We start from the raw sequence: 13,226 nt of genomic DNA on the forward strand, positions 1-13,226 counted from the left end.
ATCAAAATAACAATAAAAAAAGACTGTTAGAATTTTAAATTCAAATAGTCTTTTTTTAGTTTGGAACAATAATTGTCTAACTATTTTCATAAGTTTGAATATTATGAAAAAACTACTATTTTTTATTTCCGTATTATTTTTGACCTCAATTACGTTTAGTCAACAAAAAGTAAAACCATTTAAAGATGGTGAGTGGCTTCAGTTTAAAATGAGTTATAGTGGTTTTTTAAAAGCTGGAAATGCTACTTTATCATTAAATGAAGAAAATTTAAAAGGAAAAAAAGTAGTGCATGCAACCGCTAAAGGTTGGACTACTGGTATGATTAAATGGTTTTTTGAAGTAAATGATAATTATCAATCTTATTTTGATAAACAATCAGGAAAACCTTATTTATTTAAAAGAAAAATAGACGAAGGTGGTCATAAAAAAAATAAACACATAACCTTTAATCAGGAACAAAATACAGCTCATGTTGAGGATTTTATCAAAAAAAAAGATACTGTAATTAGTGCTGCAAATGTGCAAGATATGATTTCTTCTTTCTATTTTTTGAGAAGTTATAATACTCAAAACATGGCAAAAGGAGAAGAGATAAAAATTGATATGTTTTTTGACAATCATACGTACCCTTTTAAATTGCGTTTTTTAGGGAATGAAACGATAAAAACGAAATTTGGAAAAGTTAAAACACAAAAATTTAGACCGATAGTAAAGGCAGGAAGAGTGTTTAAAGCGCAAGAAAGTGTTACGGTTTGGATTACTGCTGATCAAAATAAAATTCCAATGAAAGTAAAGGCTTCTTTATCAGTAGGTTCACTTCGTGCAGAGTTAGATGCTTATAAAGGATTAGCAAATCCGTTTGAGATTGTTTTTGATTAAACAGAATAAGTACTTTAGTTATTGCTAAAGTTCAATAATCAATAGTTTTTATTTGTACTTTTGCGAGTACACATATTTAAATTATCTTTTTTTGAAAAAATATATTCTTTTATTATTAGCTTTTTCTCTGTTTTTTTCTTGTAAAAAAGAAGATGAAAAAAAGGTGAAACTTCCTGTTAAAATATTAAAACCAAAATCAGTTTATGCCTATGGTTTTAATTTAGATAATTTTAAAATAATTAATGATACTATAAAAAAAGGAGAAAGTTTTGGTGTTATTTTAGATAGACATCATGTTATGTATCCTAAAATAAATCAAATAGCAACAACTATTAAAGATACTTTTGATGTTAGACGTATCCGTTCAGGTAAAAAATATACAGTTCTTACTTCAAAAGATTCTTTAGAAAAAGCACGTGTTTTTATTTATAAACATAATAAAGTAGATGCAACAATTATAAACTTTAATGATTCTATCATATCAGCTTATAAGGTTCAGAAAAAAATAACAACGATTGAAAAAGAAGTTACAGGTGAAATTTTATCAAACTTATCAGTAACAATGGATAGTTTAGGTTTAAAATCAACTTTAACAAACAAAGTTGCAGATATTTATGCTTGGACACTCGATTTTTATAGCTTACAAAAAGGAGATAGTTTTAAATTAATTTATGATGAAAAATTTATTAACGACACTACTTTTGTTGGTTATGGAGCTATAAAAGCAGCTGTTTTTAATCATAAAGGAGAAGATTTATATGCTTATAAGTTTGTTGGAGATTCTATTACTAAAATTCCTGAATTTTATAATGAAAAAGGAGATATGCTTCGTAGAGCATTTTTAAAATCACCTATTAAATTTCAATATAGAATATCATCACGTTATAATTTAAGAAGAAAAATTGCCCTTTATGGAAGAGTTCGTCCGCATAAAGGAACCGATTTTGCTGCAAAATATGGTACCCCAATAATGACAACCGCAAGCGGAACTGTTGTTGCTTCTGCAAGACGAGGTGGAAATGGAAATTATGTGAAAGTTCAGCATAATACTACTTATACAACACAGTATTTACATATGAAAAAAAGAAAGGTAAAAGTAGGTGATTATGTAAAACAAGGTGACATAATAGGTTGGGTAGGTATGACAGGAAATACCAGTGGACCTCATGTTTGTTATCGTTTCTGGAAAAATGGTAAACAAGTAGATCCGTTTAAACAAAAATTACCTACAGCTGAACCTTTAGACCCTAAAATTAAACCAAAATATTTTGAGTTTATAAAGCCATTAAAAAGAAAATTAGATGTCATAACTTTATCTGAAAAAGATACAGTTTATAATTCTTCCAATTAAAAAAATTAGCTACACATTAATTATGCCTTTACAAAACATTAATCCGACTCAAACCGAAGCTTGGAGTAAATTAACAAATCATTTTAATGAAGCTAAACTGTATGAATTTAAAGAACTTTTTCTTAAAGATAAAAATAGAAAAGAACGATTTTCTATTTCTTTAGATGAATTAGTTGTTGATTATTCTAAAAATCATATAACTCAAGAAACAATTGATTTATTGATTTCTTTAGCAGAAGAATCAAAATTAAAAGATGCTATTGATAAATATTTTTCAGGAGACAAAATTAATGTAACTGAAGAAAGATCTGTATTACATACAGCTTTAAGGAGTAATTCCACTACAGCTGTTTTAGTTGATGGAGAAAATATAAAACCGAAGATACAAGCTACACTAAGAAAAATGGAAAACTTTAGTAATAAGGTTATTTCTGGTCAATGGAAAGGGTATACGGGAAAAGCAATTACTGATATTGTTAATATAGGTGTAGGAGGGTCTGATTTAGGACCGAGTATGGTGGTAGAAGGGTTACAGTTTTATCGAAATAAACTAAACTCACACTTTGTTTCAAATGTAGATGGAGATCATGTGTTTGAAGTTTTAAAAAAACTTAATCCAGAAACTACTTTATTTGTAATTGTCTCAAAATCTTTTATGACTGATGAAACTATTACAAATTCAAATACTATTAGAAACTGGTTTTTAAAATCGGGAAGAGTTACTGATGTATCTAAACATTTTGTAGCGGTATCATCTAATATTGAAGAAGCAATAGATTTTGGAATTAATGAAGAGAATATTTTTCCAATGTGGGACTGGGTTGGAGGTAGATTTTCATTATGGTCAGCAGTAGGACTTTCTATTAGTTTATCTATCGGATATGATAATTTTAAAGAATTATTAAATGGAGCAGAAAAGATTGATGAGCATTTTAAAACTACTGATTTTGATAAAAATATCCCTGTAATATTAGCTTTATTGGGTATTTGGTCTAATAATTTTTTTAAATCAGAAACTGAAGTAATTTTACCTTATAGTCAATATTTATATAAATTACCAGCTTATTTGCAACAGGCAATTATGGAGAGTAATGGAAAAAGTGTTGATAGAAATGGTCAAGAAATTAGTTATCAAACAGGTGGTGTTATTTGGGGAGGTACTGGTACTGATATTCAACATGCTTTTATGCAGTTATTACATCAAGGAACAAAACGAATACCTGCAGATTTTATCGGTTTTGAAGAATCTTTACATGGTTTAATAGATCAACATAAAAAATTAATGGCTAATTATTATGCTCAAATGGATGCCTTAGCTTATGGTAAGACAAAACAAGAAATACATTTAGAGTTAAAAGTAGCAAATAAATTAGATAAAATAAATCAATTATTGCCTTATAAAATATTTGAGGGTAATCGACCAAGTAATTCTCTTCTCTTTAAAAAATTAACGCCAAAATCGTTAGGAATGCTTATTGCAACCTATGAACATAAAATTTTTACACAAGGTGTTATTTGGAATATTTATTCATATGATCAGTTTGGAGTAGAGTTAGGTAAAGAACTAGCAAAAAAAATGTTAATTAATTAGATAAAATATTTTTTAAAAAACAGATTTATTTCTTTTTTTTAGTTAAGTCATTGTTAAAAAAGTTAACACTAAGTTAATATTTATAAAGTGTAAAAGGAACACCTTTGTACTTGCATTTAATAACAATTTAGATTTAAAATGAAGAAAATTAAAAATGTTTTATTAGTGGTAATGTTCTTTGTAGCAGCTACAGTTTTAGGACAAACAAAACTTACTGGAAAAGTAATTGACGAAACAGGTGAACCATTACCTGGAGCTAGTGTTGTAGTTAAAAAAACTACAAACGGAACTGCAACTGATTTTGACGGGAAATTTCAGTTAAATACAAAATCAAATTCAGGTGTTATTATTGTGTCTTTTATAGGATATGTTAATAAAGAATTGGCTTACACGGCTTCAAAAAGTAATGTAGGAACTATTCAATTAGCTCCTTCAAATGTTTTAGATGAAATTGTAATTATTGGTAAAGGAGTTATTGACTTAGCTGGAGGTAGAAAAACACCAGTTGCAGTTTCTACAATTAAAGCTGCTGAGATTCAAAAAAAGATAGGAACTCAAGATATTACGATGACTTTAGTGAATACACCTTCTGTATATGTTGCTGGACAAACTGGAGGTTTTGGAGATTCAAGAATTGCGGTAAGAGGTTTTGGACAAGATAATACTGCATACTTATTAAATGGACAACCAATTAATGGTATGGAAGATGGTAAAATGTATTGGTCGAATTGGTCAGGAATTAACGATATTGCAGAAGCAGTACAGATTCAAAGAGGTTTAGGAGCTTCTAAATTAGCTATTTCTTCTGTTGGAGGTACAACAAATTTTGTTATTAAAACAACAGGTAAAAAAGAAGGTGGTTATGTTTCTGGTGCAATTGCAAATAATCAGTACTATAAAACTACAGCTTTTTATAATTCAGGAGTAAATGATAAAGGGTTTGCAGCTTCAGTAATGTTATCTCATTGGCAAGGTGATGGTTATATGGATGGAAATAAAGGAGAAGGACAAACTTATTTTATTTCTTTTGGATACAAACCAAATGAAAAACATAATTTCAACTTCTTATTAACAGGAGCTCCACAACAACATGATCAAGCTTTCAGTGAAAAAATTGAAACATATTTAGAAAAAGGTACAAGATATAATAGTAATTGGGGTACTTATAAAGGAGAATATAAAACTGAAAGAAGAAATTTTTATCATAAACCTATTGCTAATATTAACTGGGATTTTAATATTAATGAAACATCAAACTTATCTACAGTACTTTATGCTTCTTGGGGACGTGGTGGTGGAACAGGAGGTAGAGGTAAGAAAATAAAAACTGATTCTGGAAATGTTGATTATGACGCTATTTATGCTAAAAATGCAACAGCTTTAAATGGAGCAGGAGGACTTTATGCTGCCGGAAATGGTTATGCTACCAGAGCTAGTATGAATATGCATGATTGGTATGGTATGGTATCTAATTTTGAAAAAGAACTTTCAGATAACTTAACATTCAATTTTGGAGTAGATTTAAGAACTTACCACGGAAAACACTATAGAACTATTGCCGATTTTCAATGGTTTAAAATCTTGGCAAGAAAATATTCAATTATTAGACCATACAATAGAAGGACATCCTAAAGTGGGGTCTTACGGAGATTATAAAAATGTAATAGTTACAGAATCTTATGCTGTAAATCCTTACAAAGCTTTATTTAATTCTTATGATAAAAAACAAAGAATGGCTTGGGATTACGATGAAACTATTTCATATATGGGAGCATTTACTCAATTAGAATACGCAACAGATAAATTTTCTGCATTTTTTCAAGGAGCAATTTCTAATCAATATCACGACAGAACAGATTACTATCAGTATGCTGATCAATCATTAGTTGATGGAACTTCTCCACAAGCTACAGGTGATTTACCAAGTAACATAACAACTGATGGTACAAAAGCTGAAAGTGTCGAAAATTTAGGGTACAACGTAAAAGGTGGATTAAGTTACACAATTAATGATGCAAATAAAGTATACGTAAACTCAGGATATTATTCAAGACAACCATATCATGATAATATTTATTTAAATTATTCAAATTACGTAAACTCTGCAACAGAAAATGAAAAAATATTAGGTATCGAAGCAGGTTATGCATATAGTTCTTCTAATTTTTCAGCAAATTTTAACTTATATAGAACTTCATGGAAAGATAGAGTAACTTCTGCAAGTAAAATTGTTGAAGATGTTTTACAACTTACAACAAATTATGGAGTAGAACAATTACATCAAGGGGTTGAAGTTGATTTTACATATAAGCCAATTGAAGATTTAAAAGTTAAAGGATTCGGTTCTTATGGAGATTGGAGATATAAAGGAAAAGGATTGACACAGGTTGTTGATGAGGATCAAAATTTAATTGATACAGGAGAGGTTGATTATGATGGAGGAGAAGTAGGCGATGCTGCTCAAACAACTCTTGGATTAGGTTTAGATTATAGAATCACTGAAAATTTATCAGTTGATACTGATTACCGTTATTATGATAGATTGTATGCTAATGTAGGAGCTCAAAAAGAAAACTTACAATTACCTTCTTATGGTTTACTTGATTTAGGTATATCTTATCATTTACCTTTAGCAACCGAAACTCAAAGTATTGATTTTCGTTTTAATGTAAATAATGTTTTAGATACAGAATACCTTTCTGAATTACAGTCAAGTATTAAGGCAGATGATTTGATTGATTCAGATGATGCTTCTAAAGGAACTTATAGATCAAATAACATGTTACATAACGGAATTGCTACAGCAAATAAAGGTTTCTTCGGATATGGTACAACTTGGAACTTTAGTCTTAAATATAATTTCTAATAATTAGTTTTTTATTAAATATTATTAGATAATAAAATTTTTAAAACCACCTCAATTGAGGTGGTTTTTTTATGCATAAAATTCACTAAATTTGTCATCAACAAAAACTAACACAAACACATCATGATTAAAACATTACACTCTTATTGGGCATATATAGTCGTAGCCGTATTGGTTTTTACGGTAATAAATGCAATTGTAGGATTAGTTCAGAAAAAAGAATTTACACACAAAGAGTTTCGTTTAGGCTTATTTAGTTTAATAACAACTCATATTCAATTATTACTAGGTTTTTTAGTATACTTTGTTGGAGGTTTTCAAAAAGGATTAGGAGATATGAAAGATTCTAGCGTAAGATTACTTGCTTTAGAGCATCCATTAATGATGATTATTGCTATTGTATTAATCACCATCGGATGGTCAAAACATAAGAAACAAGTAAAAAGTGAAACCAAATTTAAAACCTTTGCTATTTTTTACGGAGCAGCATTAGTACTAATATTATCAAGAATTCCTTGGAGCAATTGGTTTTAATTGAAAAATATACTCCCGCTATCGCGGGATTTTTTATTTTTGCAAACATTAAATTATAATAATGAAGCTTTTAAGTTATATCATCTCATCTATATTTGCGGTAGTTTTCTTTTCACTACTATTAATATTTCATCCTATACAATGGTTAGGACTGAAATTTTTTGGTCAAAAAGGACATCAGAATGTTGTAAATATTATGAATTGGTTTTTAATTCAATCATTATTAATTTTAGGAGTTCGTGTTCAAGTAGAGAACGAGCAAAATTTACCAGAAAATACTAGTTTAATATTTGTATCAAATCATCAAAGTACTTTTGATATATCTCCTATTATTTGGCATTTTAGAAAATACAATCCTAAATTTGTATCTAAAAAAGAATTAGGAAAAGGTATCCCAAGTATTTCATTCAACTTAAGACACGGAGGAGCTGCTTTAATTGATAGAAAAGATGCAAGACAAGCATTAACTGAATTGGCTAGTTTTTCAAAAAGAATAGAAAAAAATAATTGGTCTGCTGCTATTTTTCCTGAAGGAACAAGAAGTAAAACAGGAGTGCCAAAATCATTTTCACCAAATGGTTTAAAAATGATTACAAAATACAATCCTGAAGCATATGTTGTTCCGTTAACAATTAACAATTCAATGGAAAGTATTTAAATACGGGAAATTCCCATTAGGATTAGGAAGTCCTATAAAAATTATAACACACAAGCCAATAAAAGTAGATAGTTTACCGTTTAATGAGTTGATAGCTAGTGTGGAAAGTACTATTAAAGAATCAATTTTATAATCACTTATAAAATATAATTATATATTTATGTCAATACAAAATATCCGAAAGGAAGTTATGAAAACGCTCGAAAAGAACATCGATATTTTCGTAGATAAGTTTTTAATCCCTGCTGAAAAAATTTGGCAACCAACTGATTTTTTACCAAATTCACAACAAGATACTTTTATTTCTGAAGTAGAAGAAATCAGAGAATTATCAAAAGAATTAGATGATGATTTTTGGGTTGTATTAGTAGGAGATACTATTACTGAAGAAGCTTTACCAACTTATGAATCTTGGTTATTAGATTTAGACGGAGTTACACAACACCCTGACAATGGCTGGGCAAAATGGATTCGTGCTTGGACGGCAGAAGAAAATCGTCATGGAGATGTTTTAAATAAATATTTATATCTTTCAGGAAGAGTAAATATGCGTGAGGTAGAAATTACAACACAACATTTAATTACTGATGGATTTGATATTGGTACAGCTAGTGACCCATATAAAAACTTTGTATATACAAGTTTTCAAGAATTAGCAACTTATATTTCACACTTAAATGTTGCTAAAATAGCAAAGAAACACGGGCATAAATCTTTAGCAAAAATGTCTAGAATTATTGCTGGAGATGAAATGCGTCATCATTTAGCATATACCGAGTTTGTAAAACAAATTTTTGCTATTGACCCTAGTGAGATGATGTTAGCTTTTCAACACATGATGAAACATAAAATTGTAATGCCTGCATATCATTTAAGACATTCTTTTGAAGCAAAAGGAAGTTTATTTGATGATTTTTCGACAGTAGCGCAAAGAGTAGGTGTATATACTGGTTTTGATTATGTAGATATTCTTAAGAAATTAAACGAAGCTTGGGAAATCGATAAAATTACAGGTTTAACACCTGAAGCAGAAAAAGCTCGTGATTATTTAATGAAATTACCAGCTAGAATGTATCGAATTACAGAACGTATTACAGTTCCTGATACAAAGTTCGAATTTAAATGGATGATTCCAGCATAAATAAAAAACAATTAAAAAAGCAACCTTAGGGTTGCTTTTTTATTAAAAATTAGTTAAAAACAATAGTATCTTTATCATTTAAAAATCCAAATTTACTACGGATTTTATTTTGTTCTTCTTTATTTAATTCGATGTGTAAAGATATTTCTTTACTGTTATTATTTTTATCGATACAGTTTCCAAGCATATCATAACAAACAGAATTTCCATTATATTCATGTCCATTGGCATCAATTCCAATTCTATTTACACCAATTGTAAAACTTATATTTTCAATTGCACGAGCTTTTAATAAAGTATCCCAAGCGTCAATTCTTGAAGTTGGCCAACTTGCTACGTATAGTAATAAATCGTAATTTTCGGTGTTTCTTGCCCATGCAGGAAAACGCAAATCATAACAAATTAACAGACAAATTTTCCAATCTTTGTAATTAACAATATTTTTTTTAGTTCCAGCGGTAAATATTTTCTGCTCGCCAGCAAGGGTAAATAAGTGTTTTTTATCATAAAAATCAATCTTACCTGAAGGATGTACAAATAATAATCTGTTAAAATAAAGTTCATTTTCTTTGATAATAATACTTCCTGTAATGGCGCATTTTTTTCTTTTGATATTTTTTGCATCCAAATAATGGTATCACCATTCATGGTTTCAGCTAATGAATTTGGATTCATAGTAAAACCAGTTGTAAACATTTCAGGCAAAATAATTAGGTCTATATCCGAAGAAAGTTTATTTATTTTTTCTTGAAAATTTTTTCTGTTTTCTTTCGGATTTTCCCATACAATATCAGATTGTACAAGTACTGTTTTAAGTTTATTATGAGTATGCATTATTCAAAAAATGAAGTGGTTATTCTTATCAAAAATAAGATAAAATTTGTACTTTGGGTTGATTAAAAAAAAAGCTATGAATTCGTTTATTTCTGAAACTTTAAACACAATTTTAGAAACCACTAAATCATTTGAAGATGTTGTATTTATTCTTCCATCTCAAAGAGCAGGAGTGTTTGTAAAACAAACATTTAAAGATAAAATTTTTGCAGGTTTTTTGCCTGAAGTCATTAATATTGGCGATTTAGTTGAAGATATTTCTGAAATTACCAAAGTAGATTCTGTGCAATTATTATTTCATTTTTATACAATTTATAAAGATGTAGAAGAAAATCCGGTTTCTTTTGATATATTTTCTACATGGGCTTTTACGGTTTTAACTGATTTTAATGAGATTGACCAACATTTAATTGATCCGACTAAAATTTTCGTGTATTTACGAGATATTCATCGATTAGAAAAATGGTCAGTAAAGGGAGAGTTTAAAGAAACCGAATTGATAAAAGATCATTTTTCTTTTATAGAAAGATTAGAGAAATTTTACACAGTTTTTTATAAGTTTTTACTTGAAAATGAAATTGGTTATCAAGGTGTTTTATATCGAGAAGCAACCAAAAAAGTAACGAGTTTTCTTAAGAAAAATGAACATAAAAAATATTTTTTCATCGGATTTAATGCCTTAAATACTGCCGAAGAATTTTTATTTAAAGCTTTTTTATCCGAAGGAAATAGCAAAGTATATTGGGATGTGGATAAATCATTTTATCAAACAAATCATCAAGCTGGTAGTTTTCTTAGAAAATATAAAAAAGCATGGAAATATTATGAAAAAAACTCAATTGAAACGATAAAAAACTATTTTTCTGAATCTAAAAATATTCAAGTAATAGGTGCATCTAAAAATATAACACAAGTAAAACATGCAGGTGAAATTTTAGCAAAATTATCAAGTCATAACAATACAGCTTTGGTTTTGGCTGATGAAACTTTATTACCGATTACCCTAAATTCACTGCCAGAAAGCGTGAAAGCAATCAATATTACTATGGGATATCCGTTAAAAGATATTCCTACAACTACTTTAATTTTCGCTATTTTTCAGTTGTTTAATAATCAAGAAAAATTACAAAAACAAACCGAAAATTTATTTTATCATAAAGATGTGGTTCGTTTTGTAAAAGATGCATCAATATATAAATTATTACAAATTAATGAACTTGAAAATATAGCAGAAATTATTTCATTAGCTATTGTAAAAGAAAATAATACATTTATAAGTCGTGCTAAAGTCAATGATTTTTTAGAGCCTTTAGATGATGAAATTAAAGAAGTTATTGGGCTTGTTTTTTCAAAGTTTTCAACAATATCAGAATTTTTATCAAGAATATTACAGTTAATAAATGTTTTAAAAGATAGAGCAAACGATTTAGAAAAGGAATATTTATTCCGTTTTTATACGGCTTTTACGCAATTACAAACCTTACATAACGAGTTTAATTATGTACAAGATTTAAAAACGTTACATCAATTTTTTAAACAATTAATTCAATCTGAAAGTTTATCATTTCAAGGAGAACCACTTCAAGGATTACAATTAATGGGGGTTTTAGAAACTCGAATGTTAGATTTTGAAAATGTAATTATCACTTCTGTAAATGAAGGCGTATTACCTGCAAGTAGTCAGCAAAATACTTTTATTCCTTTTGATGTAAAAATTGAATTCGGTTTGCCTACTTACAAAGAAAAAGATGCACTTTTTTCGTATCACTTTTTCAGATTATTACAACGAGCTAAAAATATTTTTATCCTATATAATACAGAACATGATGTTTTTGGAAGTGGTGAAAAAAGTCGTTTTGTAACACAATTAGAAATGATGCGAGATGATATTACTGAAAAAACAATCAGCCCTAAATTAGTAACATCGCCTGTAAAATTAAAAGAAATTAAAAAAGATGTAAAGGCTTTAGAAAGTTTGCGAGAACTTGCTAAAAAAGGAATATCTCCATCGGCTTTAACGAATTATTTATACAATCCGATTGCATTTTATAAGCAGAAAATTTTAAAGATAAATGAGTTTGAAAATGTTGAAGAAACTGTTGCTTCAAATACGATGGGTAATGTAGTTCATGATGTTTTAGATGCTTTGTATAAACCTTATATTGGTGAGTTTTTATCGGTTGCTGATATTGATAAAATGAAAGTTAAAACAAAAAAATTAGTGATTTATTATTTTTCGAAACATTTTAAGAATGGAAATATTTCAACAGGGAAAAATAGGTTGATTTTTGAAGTAGCAAATCGTTTTGTTGAAAATTTTTTATCCAAAGAAAAAGAACTGTTAAAGGATGAGAATAATCGCTTAAAAATTATAGGAGTAGAAGATTTTTTAGCTACTGAAATTATGGTTGAAGGAATTGATTTTCCTATAAAAATACACGGAAAAGTAGATAGGATAGATGAGTTAAATGGCGTTATTCGAATTATAGATTATAAAACAGGAATGGTAGATTCAGGTAATCTTAAAGCTACTGATTTTACGAATATTCGAGATTTAAAACATCATAAAGCAATTCAAGTAATGTTGTATGCTTTTTTATATACTAAAACGAATAATTTTGATTTTTCAAAGAATTTAGAAGCAGGAATTATCTCTTTTAAAAACTTAAATAGTGGTTTTTTGAAGATGAATTTTTCAGCTAAAAGAGGTGGGAATGATAATCTTGTTACAGAAGAAAAATTAGCCGATTTTATGGATGAAATAAAAACGTTTTTAATCGAGATATATAATCTAGAAGTTGATTTTATTGAACCAGCAGATTTGCCTTATTAAAAGAAATATTTATTAAGGATGTGCATTTACCCAAACCTCCCCATCTTCAAAATATTCTTTTTTCCAGATTGGGACGGTTTCTTTTAAAGTATCAATAGCAAATTGACAAGCATCAAAAGCAGCGTTTCTGTGTGGAGAAGAAACGGTAATAATAACAGGAATATTTTTTATTTGTAATAAACCTTCGGCATGATGAATAGCAATTTTTTTGATGCTAAATTTAGCGAGAGCTAAATCAGCAATTTTTTGCATTTCTTTAATTGCCATTGGTTTATAGGTAGAAAAATCTAACTGTGTGACATTTTTATTCTGGGTTGAATTTCTAACAGTTCCAACAAAAACAGCAATTCCACCGCAAGAGGAATCTTCTACAAAATTATAACATTCTTGTAAATTTAGTTTTTCTGAAGTTACTTTTATAGAGGTTGTATTCATATCAAATAATAAACAATCACAAATATATATGTTTGAAAAGGTAAATAGTACAAACGAATCAGATTTAAATAATTATTTTTGTAGGTAACAAAAACGAACACAC

At 28.4% G+C, this 13,226-nt stretch carries 10 protein-coding genes and 1 pseudogene; 9 read left to right on the top strand and 2 right to left on the bottom strand.

The features are described from left to right. Positions 1-103: 103 nt before the first annotated feature. The 8 genes from PG913_RS00675 (at position 104) to PG913_RS00710 (ending at position 9,021) form a co-directional block, all read left to right on the top strand. A complete protein-coding gene (locus tag PG913_RS00675; protein ID WP_271231171.1) occupies positions 104-880 on the top strand; it encodes a DUF3108 domain-containing protein in 777 nt (258 codons plus the stop codon). 91 nt (positions 881-971) lie between these two features. Beyond that, the gene (locus PG913_RS00680) at positions 972-2,231 is read left to right on the top strand and encodes a peptidoglycan DD-metalloendopeptidase family protein (protein ID WP_271231172.1); all 1,260 of its coding nucleotides are present in this window, start codon (positions 972-974) and stop codon (positions 2,229-2,231) included. 22 nt (positions 2,232-2,253) lie between these two features. Further along, positions 2,254-3,822: a glucose-6-phosphate isomerase gene (gene pgi / locus PG913_RS00685; RefSeq protein ID WP_271231173.1), complete on the top strand. Its 1,569-nt coding sequence runs from the start codon at positions 2,254-2,256 to the stop codon at positions 3,820-3,822. A 138-nt stretch (positions 3,823-3,960) separates the two neighbouring features. Continuing rightward, entirely contained in the window at positions 3,961-5,454 is a 1,494-nt protein-coding gene (locus PG913_RS00690) for a TonB-dependent receptor plug domain-containing protein (RefSeq protein ID WP_271231174.1), read from the top strand. Then, positions 5,378-6,688 carry a TonB-dependent receptor gene (locus tag PG913_RS00695; protein ID WP_271231175.1) on the top strand — a complete coding sequence of 437 codons (1,311 nt, stop codon included), beginning with the start codon at positions 5,378-5,380 and terminating at the stop codon, positions 6,686-6,688. The genes PG913_RS00690 and PG913_RS00695 overlap by 77 nt, the downstream gene beginning before the upstream one ends. A gap of 123 nt (positions 6,689-6,811) precedes the next feature. Further along, positions 6,812-7,222 (top strand): hypothetical protein, encoded by a 411-nt coding sequence (locus PG913_RS00700; RefSeq protein WP_271231176.1) that lies wholly within the window; start codon positions 6,812-6,814, stop codon positions 7,220-7,222. A gap of 61 nt (positions 7,223-7,283) precedes the next feature. Further along, positions 7,284-7,880 (top strand): lysophospholipid acyltransferase family protein, encoded by a 597-nt coding sequence (locus PG913_RS00705; RefSeq protein ID WP_333780766.1) that lies wholly within the window; start codon positions 7,284-7,286, stop codon positions 7,878-7,880. A 160-nt stretch (positions 7,881-8,040) separates the two neighbouring features. Then, positions 8,041-9,021, top strand: a complete 981-nt coding sequence (locus PG913_RS00710; protein ID WP_271231177.1) for an acyl-ACP desaturase — start codon at positions 8,041-8,043, stop codon at positions 9,019-9,021. 49 nt (positions 9,022-9,070) lie between these two features. Here the strand turns inward: PG913_RS00710 and PG913_RS00715 are convergent. Then, a pseudogene (locus tag PG913_RS00715) lies at positions 9,071-9,855 on the bottom strand (nitrilase family protein). Between the two features lie 76 nt (positions 9,856-9,931). On the opposite strand from PG913_RS00715, the gene PG913_RS00720 reads away from it, so the two are divergent. Beyond that, complete coding sequence (locus tag PG913_RS00720) at positions 9,932-12,688, top strand: PD-(D/E)XK nuclease family protein (RefSeq protein ID WP_271231178.1); 2,757 nt, start codon at positions 9,932-9,934, stop codon at positions 12,686-12,688. Between the two features lie 12 nt (positions 12,689-12,700). Here PG913_RS00720 and PG913_RS00725 read toward each other — a convergent pair whose 3' ends face one another. Beyond that, on the bottom strand, positions 12,701-13,123 hold the full coding sequence (locus PG913_RS00725; RefSeq protein WP_271231179.1) for a molybdenum cofactor biosynthesis protein MoaE: 423 nt from the start codon (positions 13,121-13,123) through the stop codon (positions 12,701-12,703). Between the last annotated feature and the right edge of the window lie 103 nt (positions 13,124-13,226).

It is taken from the genome of Tenacibaculum pacificus (assembly GCF_027941775.1).
Taxonomy (GTDB): Bacteria; Bacteroidota; Bacteroidia; order Flavobacteriales; family Flavobacteriaceae; genus Polaribacter; species Polaribacter pacificus_A.

Coding starts and splice junctions, on each gene's coding strand:
- PG913_RS00725 (WP_271231179.1), bottom strand. CDS start 13,123: ATGAATACAACCTCTATAAAAGTAACTTCAGAAAAACTAAATTTACAA.
- PG913_RS00700 (WP_271231176.1), top strand. CDS start 6,812: ATGATTAAAACATTACACTCTTATTGGGCATATATAGTCGTAGCCGTA.
- PG913_RS00690 (WP_271231174.1), top strand. CDS start 3,961: ATGAAGAAAATTAAAAATGTTTTATTAGTGGTAATGTTCTTTGTAGCA.
- PG913_RS00720 (WP_271231178.1), top strand. CDS start 9,932: ATGAATTCGTTTATTTCTGAAACTTTAAACACAATTTTAGAAACCACT.
- PG913_RS00705 (WP_333780766.1), top strand. CDS start 7,284: ATGAAGCTTTTAAGTTATATCATCTCATCTATATTTGCGGTAGTTTTC.
- PG913_RS00675 (WP_271231171.1), top strand. CDS start 104: ATGAAAAAACTACTATTTTTTATTTCCGTATTATTTTTGACCTCAATT.
- pgi (WP_271231173.1), top strand. CDS start 2,254: ATGCCTTTACAAAACATTAATCCGACTCAAACCGAAGCTTGGAGTAAA.
- PG913_RS00710 (WP_271231177.1), top strand. CDS start 8,041: ATGTCAATACAAAATATCCGAAAGGAAGTTATGAAAACGCTCGAAAAG.